At 70.9% G+C, this 16,952-nt stretch carries 17 protein-coding genes and 1 tRNA gene; 11 read left to right on the forward strand and 7 right to left on the reverse strand.

Annotated features, from left to right (window positions below; all coding sequences use genetic code 11):
* Positions 1–90: 90 nt before the first annotated feature.
* From ABFY20_RS06285 to ABFY20_RS06295, 3 genes are all read right to left on the reverse strand, one after another.
* On the reverse strand, positions 91–846 hold the full coding sequence (locus ABFY20_RS06285; protein WP_368499087.1) for a VOC family protein: 756 nt from the start codon (positions 844–846) through the stop codon (positions 91–93).
* Between the two features lie 516 nt (positions 847–1,362).
* The gene (locus tag ABFY20_RS06290; RefSeq protein WP_368499088.1) at positions 1,363–1,740 is read right to left on the reverse strand and encodes a hypothetical protein; all 378 of its coding nucleotides are present in this window, start codon (positions 1,738–1,740) and stop codon (positions 1,363–1,365) included.
* Between the two features lie 118 nt (positions 1,741–1,858).
* Positions 1,859–2,218, reverse strand: a complete 360-nt coding sequence (locus ABFY20_RS06295; RefSeq protein ID WP_368499089.1) for a winged helix-turn-helix transcriptional regulator — start codon at positions 2,216–2,218, stop codon at positions 1,859–1,861.
* A 142-nt stretch (positions 2,219–2,360) separates the two neighbouring features.
* Between ABFY20_RS06295 and ABFY20_RS06300 the strand changes: the two genes are divergently transcribed.
* From ABFY20_RS06300 to ABFY20_RS06310, 3 genes are all read left to right on the forward strand, one after another.
* The gene (locus ABFY20_RS06300) at positions 2,361–2,981 is read left to right on the forward strand and encodes an NADPH-dependent FMN reductase (RefSeq protein ID WP_368499090.1); all 621 of its coding nucleotides are present in this window, start codon (positions 2,361–2,363) and stop codon (positions 2,979–2,981) included.
* Between the two features lie 183 nt (positions 2,982–3,164).
* Positions 3,165–3,923 (forward strand): ABC transporter ATP-binding protein, encoded by a 759-nt coding sequence (locus ABFY20_RS06305; RefSeq protein WP_368499091.1) that lies wholly within the window; start codon positions 3,165–3,167, stop codon positions 3,921–3,923.
* Positions 3,908–5,488, forward strand: a complete 1,581-nt coding sequence (locus tag ABFY20_RS06310) for a transporter (protein ID WP_368499092.1) — start codon at positions 3,908–3,910, stop codon at positions 5,486–5,488. Before ABFY20_RS06305 ends, ABFY20_RS06310 begins: the two co-directional genes overlap by 16 nt.
* 135 nt (positions 5,489–5,623) lie before the next feature.
* Here ABFY20_RS06310 and ABFY20_RS06315 read toward each other — a convergent pair whose 3' ends face one another.
* Complete coding sequence (locus ABFY20_RS06315; protein WP_368499093.1) at positions 5,624–6,445, reverse strand: DUF1206 domain-containing protein; 822 nt, start codon at positions 6,443–6,445, stop codon at positions 5,624–5,626.
* A gap of 98 nt (positions 6,446–6,543) precedes the next feature.
* On the opposite strand from ABFY20_RS06315, the gene gltX reads away from it, so the two are divergent.
* The 3 genes from gltX to ABFY20_RS06330 all read left to right on the forward strand — a co-directional run bounded on the left by gltX (position 6,544) and on the right by ABFY20_RS06330 (position 9,812).
* Positions 6,544–8,058, forward strand: a complete 1,515-nt coding sequence (gltX, locus tag ABFY20_RS06320) for a glutamate--tRNA ligase (protein ID WP_368499094.1) — start codon at positions 6,544–6,546, stop codon at positions 8,056–8,058.
* 23 nt (positions 8,059–8,081) lie between these two features.
* Complete coding sequence (locus tag ABFY20_RS06325; RefSeq protein WP_368499742.1) at positions 8,082–9,059, forward strand: NAD(P)/FAD-dependent oxidoreductase; 978 nt, start codon at positions 8,082–8,084, stop codon at positions 9,057–9,059.
* Between the two features lie 99 nt (positions 9,060–9,158).
* Entirely contained in the window at positions 9,159–9,812 is a 654-nt protein-coding gene (locus ABFY20_RS06330) for a DedA family protein (RefSeq protein WP_368499095.1), read from the forward strand.
* A 167-nt stretch (positions 9,813–9,979) separates the two neighbouring features.
* Here the strand turns inward: ABFY20_RS06330 and ABFY20_RS06335 are convergent, their stop codons facing one another.
* A complete protein-coding gene (locus tag ABFY20_RS06335; protein WP_368499096.1) occupies positions 9,980–10,348 on the reverse strand; it encodes a VOC family protein in 369 nt (122 codons plus the stop codon).
* 71 nt (positions 10,349–10,419) lie between these two features.
* Between ABFY20_RS06335 and ABFY20_RS06340 the strand changes: the two genes are divergently transcribed.
* The 3 genes from ABFY20_RS06340 to ABFY20_RS06350 all read left to right on the forward strand — a co-directional run bounded on the left by ABFY20_RS06340 (position 10,420) and on the right by ABFY20_RS06350 (position 13,710).
* Complete coding sequence (locus ABFY20_RS06340; protein WP_368499097.1) at positions 10,420–10,866, forward strand: MarR family winged helix-turn-helix transcriptional regulator; 447 nt, start codon at positions 10,420–10,422, stop codon at positions 10,864–10,866.
* 118 nt (positions 10,867–10,984) lie between these two features.
* The gene (locus ABFY20_RS06345; protein ID WP_368499098.1) at positions 10,985–11,809 is read left to right on the forward strand and encodes a putative glycolipid-binding domain-containing protein; all 825 of its coding nucleotides are present in this window, start codon (positions 10,985–10,987) and stop codon (positions 11,807–11,809) included.
* Between the two features lie 209 nt (positions 11,810–12,018).
* Positions 12,019–13,710, forward strand: coding sequence for a phosphatase PAP2 family protein (locus tag ABFY20_RS06350; RefSeq protein WP_368499099.1), 1,692 nt, complete (start codon positions 12,019–12,021; stop codon positions 13,708–13,710).
* Positions 13,711–13,854: 144 nt separating this feature from the next.
* Here the strand turns inward: ABFY20_RS06350 and ABFY20_RS06355 are convergent, their stop codons facing one another.
* A complete protein-coding gene (locus tag ABFY20_RS06355; protein WP_368499100.1) occupies positions 13,855–14,322 on the reverse strand; it encodes a DUF2000 domain-containing protein in 468 nt (155 codons plus the stop codon).
* Positions 14,323–14,427: 105 nt separating this feature from the next.
* Here ABFY20_RS06355 and ABFY20_RS06360 point away from each other — a divergent pair, with 105 nt between their 5' ends.
* Both ABFY20_RS06360 and ABFY20_RS06365 read left to right on the forward strand, forming a co-directional pair.
* A complete protein-coding gene (locus tag ABFY20_RS06360; RefSeq protein ID WP_368499101.1) occupies positions 14,428–14,889 on the forward strand; it encodes an Lrp/AsnC family transcriptional regulator in 462 nt (153 codons plus the stop codon).
* A 167-nt stretch (positions 14,890–15,056) separates the two neighbouring features.
* A tRNA-Gln gene (locus ABFY20_RS06365) sits at positions 15,057–15,128 on the forward strand.
* An 88-nt stretch (positions 15,129–15,216) separates the two neighbouring features.
* Here ABFY20_RS06365 and ABFY20_RS06370 read toward each other — a convergent pair.
* Positions 15,217–16,881, reverse strand: coding sequence for an ATP-binding protein (locus ABFY20_RS06370; protein ID WP_368499102.1), 1,665 nt, complete (start codon positions 16,879–16,881; stop codon positions 15,217–15,219).
* Between the last annotated feature and the right edge of the window lie 71 nt (positions 16,882–16,952).

A 16,952-nucleotide genomic window follows, 5' to 3' on the forward strand; every position in this document is an offset into this window, starting at 1 on the left:
TGCTCCTTGTCGTGGAGGGTCGGGTGGTGCGGGATGGGGTGGTGGTGCGGGAAAGGTGGTGTTGGAGCGGGTGAAGCGGGGAGCGGAGGATCAGCGCGGGGTCTCTACCCAGGCATAGATCTCCCATATGTACCCGTCAGGGTCGACGAAGTACGACGAGCGAGCGCCCCACTCGTAGACCGCGGGCGGCCCCGAGTCGACGAGCCCGCGAGCCTTGAGCTCGGCGTGGAGCTCGTCGACGCGCTCGCCGGAGTCGAGTTCGACCGCGAGCATGACGTGGCCGCCCGAGCGGGTGAAGGTGTCGGGTTCACCGACCGCCTCTGGCGTGACGGTCGAGGCTGCCAGCACGGTCAGCGTCACGTCACCGCCGTCGAACTCGACCCGGGCGTCCGACGCGACTCCCCGGCGCACGAAGCCCATGCGCTCGAGGAAGTCGGCGGTGCGCCCGACATCGGAGACGGCGAGCTCGACCGAGGTGATGCCCGGGCCCGTCGACGCGGCGGGTGCGGTGAGCACCGTCACGAAACCGTCGGGGTCGGTCACCACCGCCCCCGTGCCGGGCAGCCGCGCCGCACCGGGGATGCGGCGGGCCGCCGCCTCCACCGCCGCCGCATCGGGGAGTGCCAGCGTGACCCGGAAGGGCAGACCCTGGGCCGTGGGGTAGCTCGGCCCGACGGTCTCGGCGATGCTCGGCCGCAGCCACATCGCCAGCCGGGGGCCGCTTCCCGGGAGGAAATCGGCGAAGCGCACGTTGCGCATCCGCCGTTCGAGTCCGACGCCTTCACGGTAGAAGTCGTCGCTCGCGGTGACATCGCTGTTGACGATGCAGACGTCGTCGAGACGCATGGGGGAATCTCCTCGTTCCGCGCCCGCTCCCGGAGGAGGGAGACGAGCGGATGCTCACGTCAGACACGCGAACCGGCTCGCCTCAGAGGGGAGAGGGGTTCGCGCAGCGGCCCGTCGCGCGGGGCCGTCCGCCGGAAGGCAGACGGGTGCCCCGACGCGGGGCGCGGTCAGGAGTTGAAGGAGAAGACAGAGGTGTTGTGGTGGCCGCTCTGGCGACGCAGGCAGAACCAGGGGCAGAAGCCCTCCGATTCGTGCGCGATCCTCATGGCATCGACGCTAGAGCAGGCGTGTGTCGCGCGTGTTTCGTGGCGCGTACAGTTCGGTTTCGTCACATGGCCGTTCGAAATCGCAAACGTCGCTGCATCCGGCCCCGTGGGAGGCTCGGCTGCCGCGACGTTTGCGATTTCGAACGGGCCAACCCGGCGACGCGGCCGGCGCGTGCGACCGCATGCCGGGTGTGGCGCCCGCACGTCCACAGGCCGTCGACGCCGCGCGAGGAGCGGCGTCGCGAGGAACTCAGTACCAGACCTTCAGCTTGCCGGCGGCGGCGTAGAGGGCCGAGAGCAGGGCGATGAAGGGCACGAACATGCGCAGGAAGTAGCTGAGCACCGTGATCTCGAGGAAGTCGCCGAGGGCGAACAGGCCGAGCGCCAGGAAGGCGGCGGCGAGCACGGCGCCGAAGGCGCGGCGCGAGAACATCTGCGGGGCGGCGAAGCCCACGGAGGCGAGTACCAGGCCGGTGTCGATGACGTACGCGCCGAGGCGCGGGTCGGCGATGTTCGGAGCGATGATCCACAGCGCGAGAGCGGTCAGCCAGAACAGTACGAAGACGCCTCCGGCGACCTTCTTGTTCAGCTCTTTCACCGGCGTTTCGGGCCACAGCACAGCAGTCACGTCGATCGCTCCTTCGTCGTCAGGCGTGCCGGGCGGCAGCACACGAGTCACTCAGAACTTTAGCGGATGCGGGCGCCACCGCCCGCCGTCTCGTCGCGTCGCGTCGCCCGCGGCCCGCTCACGCGTCGAACCGCTCACGGCTGCGCTCGATCTCGTCCCGGTGCGCGTGAGCCCACTCCACGAAGGCGCTCACCGGCTCGTCGAAGGAGCGGCCCAGCTCGGTGAGCCGGTACTCCACCCGCGGAGGCGACTCGGGGTAGCTCGTGCGGGCGACCAGGCCGTCGCGTTCGAGGCCTCGAAGAGTTCTCGTGAGCATCCGGTGCGACACGCCCTCGACCTCCGCCATGAGACGGGTGAAGCGCAACGGGCCTCCGGAGAGCGCACGCACCACCGCCATCGACCAGCGGTCGCTCGTGAGACCGAACAGGTCGCGCACGATGACGCGCACGGAGGGGGTCGCCTCGCAGAGGTCGGTCATGGCGCGTTACGTCCTTCCGTGTGCCTGAGGCACTTCAAAGTGCGTGGCCGCGGGCGGGATTTTTCCCGTCGCGACGGCGTTCAACGAGGGGCAACGCGCCGCGGGCGCGAGACGTTCCCAACCCACGACAGTGAAGGACACCATGACCAAGATCGGCATCATCCTCGGCAGCACCCGACCCGGACGCAACGGCGAAGCCGTCGCGAAGTGGGTGCTCGAGATCGCCCAGCGCCGCAGCGACGCCCAGTTCGAGCTCGTCGACCTCGCCGACTACCCGCTGCCCCACCTCGACGAGCCCGGGTCGGCGGCCTGGGGCGTCTACCAGAACGACCACACGAAAGCCTGGTCGGCGAGGATCGACGAGTTCGACGGATTCGTGTTCGTCACCCCCGAGTACAACCACTCCACCTCGGGTGTGCTGAAGAACGCCCTCGACTACCTCTACAAGGAGTGGAACAACAAGGCGGCGGCGTTCGTGAGCTACGGCGGCGTGGGCGGTGCCCGCGCGGTGGAGCACCTCCGCCTCATCGCCTCCGAGCTCCAGCTGGCGACCGTGCGCGCCCAGGTCGCCATCTCGCTCATCACCGAGTTCGAGAACTTCTCCGTCTTCACCCCGGGGGAGCACCTGCTGCCGCAGGTCGACACCATGCTCGACCAGCTCGTGGCGTGGTCGAAGGCGCTCGAGCCGCTGCACGCGCCGGCCGCCACGGCCGCTTCGGCCGCCTCCGTCGTCGAAGAGGCCTCCGCCGAGGTCGCTGCCTGACGCGCATCCGTCGACCCGGCGCCTTCGCCGCCTCCTGAACCGGCCCTCCGACATCGCGGTGTTCTCCGCGACGCCGGAGGGTCGGCTTGTCCCAGACGGATGCGGCAGGCAGGGTGGAGGGGGCCGCGTCACGCATCCGTGCCGCCAGGCCGCACTCGGAACACGACACGTGAGGGGACGCGCATGTCCGATCAACCCGCCCTGCAGCTGACGGGGCTGCGCAAGGTCTTCGGGCAGAAGGTGGCGGTCGACGACCTCAGCCTCACCGTGCCGGTGGGCTCGTTCTACGGGCTCGTCGGCCCGAACGGCGCCGGCAAGACCACCACCCTGTCGATGGCGACGGGGCTGCTGCACCCCGATGCCGGGCAGTCGCTCATCCACGGCGTCGACATGTGGCGCGAGCCGCTGAAGGCCAAGGCGCTCGTCGGCAACCTCTCCGACGGCGTGAAGCTGTTCGACCGGCTCACCGGTGAGCAGCTCGTGACCTACAACGGCCTGCTGTTCGGTCTCGACCGCGCCGAGGTGGCGGAGCGCACCGGCGACCTGCTGAAGCTGCTCGACCTCGAGTCGGCGGCGGGAACCCTCGTCGTCGACTACTCCGCGGGCATGACGAAGAAGATCGCGCTCGCCTGCGCACTGGTGCACGCGCCGAAACTGCTGGTGCTCGACGAGCCGTTCGAGTCGGTCGACCCGGTGTCGGCCGCGAACATCCGCGACATCCTCACCGGCTATGTGCAAGGTGGGGGCACGGTCATCGTGTCGAGCCACGTGATGGACCTGGTGCAGCGGATGTGCGACCACGTCGCCGTCGTCGCCCACGGCACCGTGCTGGTCGCCGGCACGGTCGACGAGGTGCGGGCGGGCTCCACGCTCGAAGACCGCTTCGTCGACCTCGTCGGAGGCCGCACCCACGCGGAGGGGCCGGAATGGTTGCGTCGCTGATCAAGCTCCGCTTCCTGGTGCTGCGCAACTCCCTGAAGCGCAGCCCCTGGCAGCTGGTCGCCGTCATCATCGGGGGACTCTACGGCCTCGGCGTGCTCTTCGCCGCGGTGGCCGGGCTGTTCGCCCTCAACTTCGCGCCGGTCGAGCTCATCTCGACGGTGCTCGTGCTGGCCGGCTCCGCCCTCGTGCTCGGGTGGATCGTCGTCCCGCTCGTCGCCTTCGGGATCGAGCAGACCCTCGACCCGGCCCGGCTCGTCGTGTTCCCCCTGTCGATGAAGCAGTTGCTCGTCGGTCTCACCCTCGCCGGCGTGCTCGGTGTGCCGGGAATGGTGACGGGAGTCGTCGCGATCGCGACCTTCCTGCCCTGGATCACCCACGCACCGGTCGCCGCGATCGTCGCCGTGCCCGCGGGCATCCTGGGGCTCGTCATCTGCGTGGTGGGCTCCCGCACGGTCGCCGCGCTGTCGTCGAGCCTGCAGGCGAACCGGCGCTTCCGCGAGCTCGGCGGAGTGCTCATCTTCATCCCCATCGTGCTCATCGGCCCCATCATCATCGGGATCACGCGGGGGCTCGCGACCTCGGCCGACGTGCTGCCCGAGCTCGCGCGCGGGCTCGCCTGGTCGCCGCTCGGCGCGGCGTGGGCGGTGCCGGTCGATGTGGCGGCGGGCGACTGGCTCGCCGCCGGTGCCAAGCTGCTCATCGCCCTGGCGACGCTGGCTCTCCTCGTGGTGATCTGGCGGCGGGCGCTCGCCGTCGCGCTCGTGACGCCGCCCGCATCCGCTTCCCGCCGGGTCGCGCGCGGCAAGACAGGGCTGTTCCAGCTGTTCCCGGCGACGCCGACGGGGGCCGTGGCGGCCCGCTGCCTCACCTACTGGCGGCGCGACCCGCGCTACGCGCGGCAGCTCATCATGGTGCCGCTCATCCCCGTGTTCCTCTGGTTCTACGGAACCAACATGGGCAACCCCGTGCTGCTCAACCTGTGCGGGCCGCTCATCGCGTTCTTCCTCTCTCTGGCGCTCTACACCGACATCTCCTACGACGGCACGGCATTCGCCACCCACCTCGCCGACGGGGTGCGGGGGAGCGCCGACCGGCTCGGGCGGCTGCTCGCCGTCTCGGTGATCGCGGTGCCCGTCGTGCTGGTGGCGACCCTCGTCACGGCCGGGGTCACCTCGTCGTGGGGGTCGCTGCCGATGCTGCTCGGGCTCGACGCGGCGGCCCTCCTCGGCGGCTACGCCGTGGTGAGCGTCTCCTCGGCGCTCATCGTGGTGCCGGTGCCGCAGGCGGGCGACAACCCGTTCAAGTCGGCCCCCGGCGCCGGGTTCACCACCATGCTCAGCGGGTTCGCGACCTGGGGGGTCTCGCTGGCCCTGCTGCTGCCCGCCGTGGTGCTCGCCGTGCTGAGCCTGGTGTTCTCGTCGGCGCTGTTCGGGTGGCTGACGCTCGCCGTCGGGGTGGTGCTCGGGGCCGTCTTCCTCGCCATCGGCCTGCGGGTGGGTGGCCGGTTGCTGGACCGGCGCGGCCCCGCGCTGCTCGCCCGCCTGAAGATGCTGCGGAGCGCTTAGGGTCGGCGGGCGCGCGCGTGCGCGGGCGTGCTGGTCGCTGGCGGGCCCGCGCGGGCGTGCGCGGGCGTGCCGGTCGCCGGTGGGCCCCCGCGGGGCGCGCGCGGGCGTGCCGGTCGCCGGTGGGCCCCCGCGGGCTCAGAAGCGGGCCAGACGGGTGCGGGCGATGAGGTAGAGGCCGTAGGCGATGAGGCCGATGCCCACGGCGATGAGGATGGCGACGCCGAAGGGGAGAGCGACGAGCGACTTGAGGGCGCCGTCGAGCCCAGTCGCCCGTTCTGCGTCGAGGGCCAGTGCGGCGACCACGAGCAGCACGCCCACCACTCCGAGCGCGATCCCCTTGGCGATGTAGCCGACGAGCCCGAGCACCGTCACCGCAGCGCCCCACGCCCCTTCGGGAACGACGATCAGCTTGCGGAAGGTGCGCCGCACGCCGATCGAGATGAATCCGATCCCGGCGCCGGCGAACGCGAGCCCGATGGCCACGAGCACGAACACGCCGCCCGGTGAGGCGAGCAGCTGCGCGCTGAGATCGGTGGCCGACTCCGACGAACTGGCCCTGCTGCCGAGTGCCACGGCGAGTGTCGTGGCGCCGAGCGCGAAGTACACCAGCGATTTGCCGGCCTCGGTCACCCGCCTGCCCCACCGCCGCATCCGGTCTCGCGGCTCGTCGCCGCCGCGGGGAACGAGCACGGCCGCCGCCACCTGCCAGAGCCCGAGCGCGAACAGGCACACCAGGGCCACCCAGAGCACGACGAAGCCGCCGGGTGTCTGCGCGATGCCCTTGAGTGCGCCGGTCGGGTCGGCTTCGCCGCCTCTGCCGCCGCTCACCGCGACTCCGATCGCGATGCCGCCGACGATGAGGTGGATGAGCCCGTTCACGGCGAATCCCGACCGTGCGACGACCTGGAACACGGGGCTGTCGCTGGCCTCGCGCACCGCCGTCCTCGCGTTCGCCATCCCCTCAGCGTGCCACCCTTCTGCACAGGCGGCATTCTCTCCACAGGCAGCGACCCTCCCGGCGGGCACCCGCCTCGCCCCTCTAGAATTGGCGGGTCATGAGCGCAACTTCACCGCATCCGTTCTCCACCGCCACCGGCACCGACGTGCGCGTCCGGTTCTGCCCGTCGCCCACCGGCACCCCCCACGTGGGTCTCGTGCGCACCGCCCTGTTCAACTGGGCCTACGCCCGGCACACGGGCGGCAAGCTGATCTTCCGCATCGAAGACACGGATGCCGCGCGCGACTCCGAAGAGAGCTTCGAGCAGATCGTCGACGCGCTCACCTGGCTCGGCCTCGACTGGGACGAAGGGGTGAACAAGGGCGGCCCGCACGCCCCCTACCGCCAGTCGCAGCGCTATGACATCTATCGCGACGTGATCGACCGGCTGCTCGAGTCGGGCCACGTCTACGAGAGCTTCTCGACCGCCGAGGAGATCGACGCGCGCAACGAGGCCGCCGGCCGGGCGAAGCAGCTCGGCTACGACAACGTCGACCGCGACCTCACCGAGGAGCAGAAGGCGGCCTTCCGCGCCGAGGGCCGCGAGCCCGCGCTGCGGCTGCGCGTGCCCGACACCGACCTCTCCTTCGACGACCTGGTGCGGGGCGAGATCACCTTCCCGGCCGGTTCGTTCACCGACTTCGTCATCGTGAGGCCCAACGGGCATCCGCTCTACACCCTGGTGAACCCGGTCGACGACGCCCTCATGGGCATCACCCACGTGCTGCGCGGCGAAGACCTGCTCTCCTCCACACCCCGGCAGATCGCGCTCTACCACGCCCTCATCGAGATCGGCGTCACCACATTCGTGCCACGCTTCGGCCACCTGCCCTACGTCATGGGCGAGGGCAACAAGAAGCTCTCCAAGCGCGACCCCGAGTCGAACCTGTTCCACCACCGCGACCGCGGCTTCATCCCCGAGGGGCTCGTCAACTACCTGGCGCTGCTCGGCTGGTCGCTTGCGGCCGATCGCGACGTCTTCACGCTCGACGAGATGGTCGCCGCGTTCGACGTCGTCGACGTGCTGCCGAACCCGGCCCGCTTCGACCTCAAGAAGGCCGAGTCGATCGACGGCGACCACATCCGCCTGCTCTCGGTCGACGACTTCACGTCGCGGCTGGTTCCCTACCTCGAGGCGGCGGGAGTCGTCACCACTCCGCTCACGCCGCAGCAGTCGGAGGTGCTCGCCGCGGTGGCGCCCCTCGTGCAGACGCGCATGGCACTGCTCGGAGAGGCACCCGAGCTGCTCGCCTCCTTCTTCGTCTCGAGCGAGCAGCTCGACTACGCTCCGGATGCGCTGAGCTCGCTCCCCGAGAACGCCGGAGTCGTGCTGGCGGCCGCCATCGGCGCGCTGCAGGAGGTGCCGGTGTCGGAGTGGACGGCGGAGTCCATCCAGGCCGCGCTGTCGGCCGGGCTGATCGAAGGGCTGGGGCTCAAGCCGCGGGTCGCCTACGGGCCGCTTCGGGTGGCGCTGTCGGGGCGGCGGATCTCGCCACCGCTGTTCGAGTCGATGGAGATCCTCGGCAAGGAGGAGACCGTGGCCCGGCTCGTGCGTCTGGCGAACGCGCGGTGAGCGGCGTGGAGGCGGCGGGTGGCGTGGGTGCTGCGGGTGCTGCCGCAGGCGTTGAGGTCGACGGGGTCGCGGGCGGCGAGCACTACGACGTCGTCGTCATCGGCGGTGGCCCTGCCGGGCTGTCGGTCGGCCTGAACCTGGTGCGGGCGAGGCGACGGGTGCTCATCCTCGACAGCAACCGCCCCAGGCACTCCGCAACGCTCGTCTCGCACGGGTTCATCACCCGCGACGGCGTCTCGCCGCTCGAGCTGCGCGCGCTGGGCCGAGAGGAGTTCGCGGGGTACCCCACTGCCGAGTTCCACCAGGGACTCGTCGGCTCCCTGCGGCGCGACGCCGAGACGGGTGTCTTCAGCATCTCCTCACGCGGGGTGCGCGGCTCCGCCGATCGTGAGGTCTCCGCATCGGTGGTGGTGCTCGCCAGCGGGCTCGCCGAGACTCTGCCGGCGTTGCCGAGCATCCGTGCCTACTACGGCACCAGCCTTCACAGCTGCATCGAGTGCGACGGGTTCGAGAAGGGCGACGAGCCGCTCGCCCTCATCGGCTCGACCCCCGATCTCGCCGAGCGCGCGGTGCTGGTCTCGCAGGTGAGCGACGATCTCATCGTCTTCACGGGCGGCGCCCACGTCGTCACCGAGGCAGAGGAGGCGGCTCTGGCCGCGCGCGGCGTCGTCGTGGAGCGTCGTGAGCTCTCCGACGTGGTGGGCGACCGCTCGGGGCTCACCGGCGTCGTGCTGGCCGACGGCACCACGATCGCGCGCTCGGGCGGCTTCGTGCGCCCGCTGTGGTCGGTACCGCTGCCGTTCGCCCAGACGCTCGAGTCCGAGCTCGAGAGAGACCCCGACGGCTACGTCGTCGTCGACTCCCGAGGTGCCACCTCGGTCGAGGGCCTCTTCGCGGCCGGCGACATCACGCCGCCCGGCCCCCAGCAGCTCATCGTCGCCGCCGGCGCAGGCGCCCGCGTCGCCGCCGCCGTCAACCGCCACCTCCTCGGCCCCCTCTAGGGCCGCCCCGCATGCCGGATTCTCCTCTCATCCATCGGGGCGCGCGTTCGCTGAGTAGCGCGGCGTGCGTGAGCGCAAGACCGGCGTAGGGTCGCGGGTATGGCTCCTGCGGATCTGTTCGGTGTCGAGGCGGCCATCCAGGGCGCGGGGGTGTGGGGGCTCCTCATCGTCTGCGCGATCGTGTTCGCCGAGACGGGTCTGTTGATCGGGTTCTTCCTGCCGGGAGACACCCTTTTGTTCTTCACCGGACTGCTCACCTACACCGGCGCCGTCCCCGTCCCCATCGCGCTCGTGGTCGCGGCGGTCGCGTTCGCCGCCTTCTCAGGCGACCAGCTCGGTTTCGTCATCGGCCGGCGCGCCGGGCCCTCCGTCTTCGAACGCCGCGACTCCGGGTTCTTCAGCCGCAAGAACGTCGACCGCACCCAGCGCTTCTTCGACCGCTTCGGCGGCTGGGCGGTGACGATCGCGCGCTTCGTCGCCGTCGTGCGCACCTTCGCTCCGGTCGCCGCCGGTGTCGGCAAGATGAAGTACTCGCACTTCATCGGCTACAACGCGCTCGGTGCCGTTCTCTGGTCGACGCTCGTCATCGGAGTCGGATACGCGCTCGGCTCCATCCCGGAGGTCGCAGCGATCGTCGAGCGCTACATGGAGTGGGTGCTCATCGGTCTCGTCGTGGTGACCGTCGGCTCCGCCGTCATCGCCTATCTCCGTCAGCGCTCCCGCGCCCGCCGCTCCGCCACCCCCGACGACTGACGCCACCCGACGTCGCCCTACCCGCGGGCAGAAGCCGTCTCCCCGAGAGCCGCACCATCAACGCCCACCCGCGGGCCGCCGCCCCGCACCCCCTCTCGCGAGCCGCCGCCTGCGCTCGCACCCTCACCCGCCGCCCGCCGGTGCCCCACCCGCGCCCCCGCACCACCTCACCCGCGGTCGTGGAGCGTGACGTGGTAACCGTCGGGGTCGGCAAACGTGAAGGTGCGCCCGAACGGACCGTCGAGAGGCTCAGCCACGATGCTCACGCCCCCGGCGACGAGGCCGGCGTGGATGTCGTCGACACCGGTGGCGAGCATCCACAACGCCACTCCCACCCCGGGCTGGGGCATGGAGTCGAGGTCGGTTCCCGCGACCACCTCGCGCAGCGCGAAGGCGATCGGCGAGGTCTCGAACACCACGGCGTGCGGCGGGCCGGCCTGTGAGCGCACGAGCCCGAGGTGCTTCTCGTAGAAGTACTGGGAGGCATCGAGGTCGCGCACCTGCAGCGAGACGAAATCGGGTCCGATGACGGGCATGGGCTTCTCCACTTCGATCCGGCGTGTCAGTTATTTGACATCGCTCCCTGCAAGTATGTCAGACTACTGACATGAGTCAAGACCCGGCACGCATCGACCTCGACACGTCGCTCGGCTACCTCCTCAAGGAGGCCTCGAGCGCCCTCCGCGCCGCCATGGATGAGGTGCTGCGCCCCCTCGGTATGACGATCACCCACTACTCCTGCCTCGAACTGCTCGCCCAGCGGCCTGGCCTGTCGAACTCCGAGCTCGCGCGCGGCGCCTTCGTCACCCGGCAATCGATGAACGTGCTCCTCCAGGCGCTGGAGCGCGAAGGGTCCGTCAGCCGGCCCGACTCCGATCGTGTCGGCAAAGTCCTCCCCGCCCGCCTCACGCCGCACGGCCGCCGGCAGCTGGAGACGGCGAGTGCCGCGGTGCGCGAGGTCGAACGACGGATGCTCGCCGGTCTCGGCCCCGACGACCAGCGCACCGCGTTCCGCATCCTGCAATCGATGACCACGTCGCTGCGCGGGGCGTAGGCGCCGCCGGGGACGGCACCCGCGCGTCCCTTCTGCCACGGCGAGCTTCTCCCGACCACCGCGGAGGTGGAGTAGGTTCCTACACGCACACCGTCCGCAGGAGAGGAGCCCGCCCCACATGCACAACCGAGCACGCGGTCTCACCTGGCTCGACGCATCCGGAACCGGGCACGACGACGTCGCCGTCACGATCGACGCGAACGGATGCACGGCCATCGGTCACGTCGTCGCCCACGCACCCGAGCGCTTCGAGATCTTCTACCGTGTCGAGTGCGATGCCCGGTGGCGTACGCGTTCCGTGAGCGTCGCCGACACCCTCACCCAGCGCAGCCTCGAGCTCCACGTCACCCCCGACTCGCGGTGGGTCGGTGACGACGGCGACCCGATCGCCGACCTCGACGGCGCGGTCGACGTCGACATCAGCGCCACGCCGTTCAGCAACACCCTCCCGGTGCGCCGGCTCGACCTCCAGGTGGGGGAGTCGCGCGACATCGTGACCGCGTACATCGACGTGCCCTCGTTGCACGTCACCCCCGATCCGCAGCGCTACACCCGCGTCGAGCCGAACGTGTACCGCTACGAGTCGCTCGACAGCGACTTCGTGCGCGACCTGGAGGTCGACGACGACGGCTTCGTGCTCGAGTACCCGGGCCTGTTCCGCCGCCTCGGCTTCGACCCGCGGAGGCGAACGGATGCGCGGACGACGGCACGTGAACACGGTTCGGATGCGGTTCCCACGCTTGGCCGCGGGCGTGACGAGGCGCACGCGCCCGCTCGTCTCACCGTGGTGGGCGGCACGGCGACCGGGATCGATCCGGTTCCCGACCCCGGCGTCAGCGCGGAGGGCGACACCGCCCGGGTCGTCGCGCAGCGTGCGACGGTGCGCAGGGCGCTCCGCGCCGTCTCCGATCCGTCGTCGACGAGCGGCGAGGAGCGCGGCTGAGCCACTTCGCTCCCACGGGAGGGTGTGGCGGTTCGAAACCGCAAATATTTCGACGACCGAGCTGCATACGGCCCTGGTCTCACGAATCCTTGCGGTTTCGAACGTGACCCGTCCCGGGCCGTCGGGCACAAGGGGTCGCGCCCGAGTCCCGTGGGCTCTACTCTGAGCGGTGCATCGCGACGACGATGCGACCAGTAGGGGGATGCGCGATGAAGCGATCGAAGGCCGGAATCACCGGGGCGGCCGTGCTCGCCTCTCTCGTTCTCGCCGCGGCGCCCGGGGCAGGGTCGGCCTCGGCAGCCGCCGCCGCACCCGCGACCGTCGCCGCGCCGGCGACCGCCCCGGCTGCCGCCCCACCGCCCCCGCAACCCGACCTGGTCGCCCTGCTCGACGGCGTCACCGACTTCTGGGTGCCCGACCCCGACTACCCCCTCCACGGTGAGGTCGTCGACCCCGTCGTGCTGGCGACCAACGACCGGCAGGTCTCCTGGATCAACACCCACGCCACACCCGCCCAGCAGTTCGCCGCCCTGCAGGATGCGCAGTACGGCGTGAGCCCCGACGGCTACGACCAGTCGATCACCATCTCCACGGGGCTCGGGTCGGTGCTCGGTCCGCTCTACGTCGAGGGTCGCCAGAGCGGGGCGCTGCCCCTCACGAGCGCGCTGCTGTCGAGCACCGACGGTTCGGCCGGGGCATTCGTCTCGACGGAGGCGGCCAAGGAGGCCTACAGCTTTCCGCGACCGTTCCTGCCGAGCCAGCAGGGAGCATCCGAACCGGGCCCGTGCGACCCGGCGACAGTGAACGCGTCGTCGTTGCAGGCGAACCGCGTGGGGAAGCCCTACGCGAACGCGGAGGGCGATCTCGACATCGTCCAGGTCGCACCGCAGCTCGACGACACTCATGAGTTCACCTCCGACGACGTCGAGCTCGACGGCGACTACGAGGGGCTGTGCACCTCGGGCAGCTTCCCGAGCGGGCACACCACCACCGCCTACCAGGCCGGCGTGACGCTGGCGACGATGCTGCCAGAACTCGCGCCCGAGATCCTCGCCCGCGCCTCCGAGAACGGCAACGACAGGCTCGTGCTCGGCGTGCACTCGCCGCTCGACATCATGGGAGGGCGCATCAGCGGGCACGCCGCCATCGCCGCACTCTGGTCGAGCCCCGACTTCGTGGCGAACGAGATCCTGCCCGCCACCGTCGAACTGCGCAGCTACCTCGAGCAGCGGTGCGGCGGCACCATCGCGGCCTGCGCGGCCGAGGGCTCGCCCTACACGAACGACCCGTACGACGGCGCCGTCATGCCCGGTGGCACCGCGCAGATCGTGACCGACCGGGCCTCCGGGGTCGCCGTCTACGAGGAGCGCATGACCTACGCCTTCGCGCCCCCGGGCGAGACCGGGCTGGCACCCGCCGTGCCCGCCGGCGCCGAGAACCTGCTGCTCACCACGTTCCCCGGGCTCACCGACGAGCAGCGTGCCTCGGTGATCGCGCAGACCGAGATCGACTCCGGCTACGCCCTCGACACGACACCGACGGGGGAGGGCTCGTGGCAGCGCGTCGACCTCGCCGCGGCCACGAGCGCCACCGTGCAGCTGAACGCCGACGGCGGCGTCTCGGTGGTCTCGGTCGGCGGCGCGGCGACGGTCCTGCCCGTGCCGGCTCCCACGCCCACCCCGACCCCGGTGCCGACGGGTGGGCCGCAGCCGACGACGCCCGGCGGGCCCTCCCTCGCCGACACCGGACTCGACACCGGCGCGCCCGTCGGCTGGGCCGCAGGCGCTCTCGCCGCGGGCGTCGCTGCCGCCGTCGTCGCAGCCCTCGGCTCGCGCCGACGTCGCGCGGGTGCGGCGGCGAGCGGGCCCGCGGCCGACCCCTCCGATCGTCAGGGGCGCTGACGCGCATACGCGAGCGTCGACGGATGCGCGACGCACATCCCCGGACCGAACCGCATCACAGGCGCCGAGAGCCCGTCCGGCACCGTGACTGTCCCGCCGCATGGTGGCACTGTGATTCGCCTGCGCGGCCCCGCCGATCGGCCGTCAGAGCAGCCGCAGCTTCTTCACGATCGAGTCGATCGTCGCGCGGGGTCCCACGAGACTGAGCGCCGACACCTCGAGCGACTCCGCCTCGGTCGTGCCGAGGGCGGCGAGGTAGTCGTCGTACACCCGCGTAGTCTGCGCGGCCAGCGGCATGTCGGCGACCCACACCCCCTCGGCGGCCACCGCCTTCTCGCGCACGGTGCGCATCCGCTCGGCCGAAGCGCCGAGCACCGTGCAGCCGGCCCAGGGGAGCCCCGGGTGGTGAACTCCGGCCGCGTCGTCGCCGCCCGGCCCGAGCAGTCCGACGATGGCGTCGCCGGTCGCCGCCGCCACGCACGCGACGGCGTTCGCGAGGCGCCCCGGAGGCAGCTCGGAGTCGACGACGACCACCCACTTCAGCCGCGAGGCCCGAGTCGACTCGCCGGTGACGATCTCGTCGGGGCTGTAGGCGGGAACATCGATCGACACGCGATCTCCTTGTCTGTCGTGCGGGAACTGGGCACGAGACTAGGCATAGTGTCGAACCGACCACAAACAGCCCGTACTTAATGCGCGACAGGAGGCGAACCGCGGATGCTCGACGAACTTGATACGGCAATCCTCCGCGAATTGCAGGCGGATGCACGGCGAACCAATCGCGACATCGCCGCCGCCGTGGGAGTGTCGCCCACGACCGCGCTCGACCGCACGCGGGCACTGCGGGACCGGGGTGTCATCAGGGGTGCGAGCCTCGACGTCGACCTCGCTGCGATCGGCCGCCCGGTGCAGGCGATGATCGCGGTGCGCATCCGGCCGCCGTCGAGACGCAACATCGAGGGGTTCCGCAACTGGGTGGCCGCGCTGCCCGACACGATCGGGGTGTTCGTGACCTCCGGCACCGAGGACTTCCTCATCCATGTCGCTGTCGCCGACAACGACAGCCTCTACGCCTTCGTCATCGATCGCCTCACCGAGCGCCCCGAGGTGGCCGACGTGCGCACCTCGGTGGTCTACGAACACCTGCGCAAGCGCCGCGTCGAGCCCGCCCGCCCCTGAGGCCCGCGCCGACCCCCACGCCGCCGGCACCTCGGTCGCGCGAACCGCTCTCATTCCCGCTCTTTGAAGCGCTTCGCGCGACCAACAGCCCGGACTGTCGCCAGCTTTTGGCGGGAGCGCCAGGATGAGCTAGAGTAATCGTCGGCCCGCGCTGCGGCAGAGGCCAGTGGGGTATGGTGTAATTGGCAACACGGCGGTTTCTGGTACCGTTGTTCTTGGTTCGAGTCCAGGTACCCCAGCACATGAAGGCCCTCTCCGGAGGGCCTTTTTCGTTGCCCGCGCACACGCGACCGGGATGCGTGACCCCGCGCGAGACGGGGTCGTGCGCTAGGTCGTGTGGGGGAGCGTGATGGTCATCGTGGTGCCCGTGTCGGGGGCGCTCTGCACCGAGATGCTGCCGTCGTGGGAGGCGACGATGCTGCGGGCCAGGGTGAGGCCGAGGCCGAAGCCCTGCACCGCCTGACGGCGGGCGTAGGGAGTGCGGTAGAAGCGGTCGAAGATGCGGCTCTGCTCGGCTCGGCCCATGCCGACGCCCTGGTCGCTCACCGAGATCGTGGCGCGGCCGTCGGAGCAGTCGTGGGAGATGCCGATGGTGGTGCCGGGAGCACTGAACTTCACGGCGTTGTCGACGACCTCGCGGAGCGCACGGCCGATGCGGTCGGGGTCGAGCTCGACGACGCACTCCTCCTCCGTGTGCTGCCGCAGCTCGACCGTCTGGTTCTTCCCGTCGGCGACGCGTCGCGCCGCCGTTGCCGCGCCCCGCAGCAGCTCGGTGAGATCGGTGGGGCGCTTCACCGGCGGCAAGGTCGTCTCGGTGGCGGCGAGCAGCTCGTCGATCCTGGTGCGCAGCAGCTCGGCGTTGCGCGCCACCACGTCGAGGTAGCCGCGTGCGACCGGGTCGACAGCTCCGGGCGTCGCGGGCGGCCCGGGCTCCTCGAGGGCGTCAACGAGCAACTCCAGGTACCCCGTCACATTCGTCAGCGGCGTGCGCAGCTCGTGGCTCACCGTGCTGAGGAACTCCTCCCGGATCTCGATCGCGTGCGCGAGCTCGGTGATGTCGTAGGCGACGATCACGGTGCCGAGCAGTTCGCCGTCGGCGCGATGCACCCGCGACGACGCGGCGACCATCGCCCGCTGCCGGTCGGGCGGCCCCACCCACTCCACGTGCTCGAGCAGCGTCTCGCCGCGGAGCGCGCGCGGAACGATCTGCTCCTCGGGCGGGATCGGCGAGGTGCGGTCGGCGCTCAGCACCCGGTCGCCCGAATACTCGGCGGCGCCGAGATCGAAGCCGGCGAGCTCCGCGAAGTCCCGCGCCTGCTGATTCGAGAGCGTCAGCCGGTTGGAGCCGTCGAAGAACGCCACGGCCGTGCTGACCGTGTCGAGGATGGCCCGCGACAGCAGCGTCTCGTCCTGCGACCGTGCGAGCGCCTCGGTGAGCGCTTCGTTGGCCTCGACCAGGCGACCGCGATTGCGCCGCAGTTGAGCGGCTGCGAAGTTCACCACGAGCGCGACACCCACGATCAGCACGGGTAGCGTGACGACGTTCGCCCAGTCGACCAGGTCGGCGGGCCAGCTCTGCCGGTACACGAAGAAGAAGCTCGAGATGAACACCGTCGACAGCACCGCGACCGCGATACCGCGCCGGCCGAAGGCGAACGCCAGCCACAGCACCGGGAAGATCGTCAGCATGCCCGACGACGGCAGGACGGGGAAGAGTTCGGCACGGATGAAGGCCACACCGACGACATCGACGAGCGGAATGCCGATCATCGCGATGGGAGGCAGCCGCTCCCACGGCACGACCAGCACGAGAAGCGACGCGAGCAGGACGATCGCCAGACCACCGAGCAGCAGGGGCGATCCGAACTCCACCGGGGTGGGCAGCGCGGCGACCCCCGCGACGAAGAGGGTGCCGACGAGCAGCGGCAGCTGAGCCCGCACGAAGACCTTCAGCCGCCCTCGCGGTCTCGTCCCCACCTCGAGCAGCGGCACGGTTCCCCCTCGCTGCCGTGTCCGCCTTCGCACGACGGCATCACCCCATCATCGACCCGAGGGCGGCCGGC

It is taken from the genome of Herbiconiux sp. A18JL235 (assembly GCF_040939305.1).
In the GTDB taxonomy this organism is placed as follows: Bacteria; Actinomycetota; Actinomycetes; order Actinomycetales; family Microbacteriaceae; genus Herbiconiux.

Coding starts and splice junctions, on each gene's coding strand:
- ABFY20_RS06285 (WP_368499087.1), bottom strand. CDS start 846: ATGCGTCTCGACGACGTCTGCATCGTCAACAGCGATGTCACCGCGAGC.
- ABFY20_RS06295 (WP_368499089.1), bottom strand. CDS start 2,218: ATGACCGACCTCTGCGAGGCGACCCCCTCCGTGCGCGTCATCGTGCGC.
- ABFY20_RS06300 (WP_368499090.1), top strand. CDS start 2,361: ATGACCAAGATCGGCATCATCCTCGGCAGCACCCGACCCGGACGCAAC.
- ABFY20_RS06305 (WP_368499091.1), top strand. CDS start 3,165: ATGTCCGATCAACCCGCCCTGCAGCTGACGGGGCTGCGCAAGGTCTTC.
- ABFY20_RS06310 (WP_368499092.1), top strand. CDS start 3,908: ATGGTTGCGTCGCTGATCAAGCTCCGCTTCCTGGTGCTGCGCAACTCC.
- ABFY20_RS06315 (WP_368499093.1), bottom strand. CDS start 6,445: ATGGCGAACGCGAGGACGGCGGTGCGCGAGGCCAGCGACAGCCCCGTG.
- gltX (WP_368499094.1), top strand. CDS start 6,544: ATGAGCGCAACTTCACCGCATCCGTTCTCCACCGCCACCGGCACCGAC.
- ABFY20_RS06330 (WP_368499095.1), top strand. CDS start 9,159: ATGGCTCCTGCGGATCTGTTCGGTGTCGAGGCGGCCATCCAGGGCGCG.
- ABFY20_RS06335 (WP_368499096.1), bottom strand. CDS start 10,348: ATGCCCGTCATCGGACCCGATTTCGTCTCGCTGCAGGTGCGCGACCTC.
- ABFY20_RS06340 (WP_368499097.1), top strand. CDS start 10,420: ATGAGTCAAGACCCGGCACGCATCGACCTCGACACGTCGCTCGGCTAC.
- ABFY20_RS06345 (WP_368499098.1), top strand. CDS start 10,985: ATGCACAACCGAGCACGCGGTCTCACCTGGCTCGACGCATCCGGAACC.
- ABFY20_RS06350 (WP_368499099.1), top strand. CDS start 12,019: ATGAAGCGATCGAAGGCCGGAATCACCGGGGCGGCCGTGCTCGCCTCT.
- ABFY20_RS06360 (WP_368499101.1), top strand. CDS start 14,428: ATGCTCGACGAACTTGATACGGCAATCCTCCGCGAATTGCAGGCGGAT.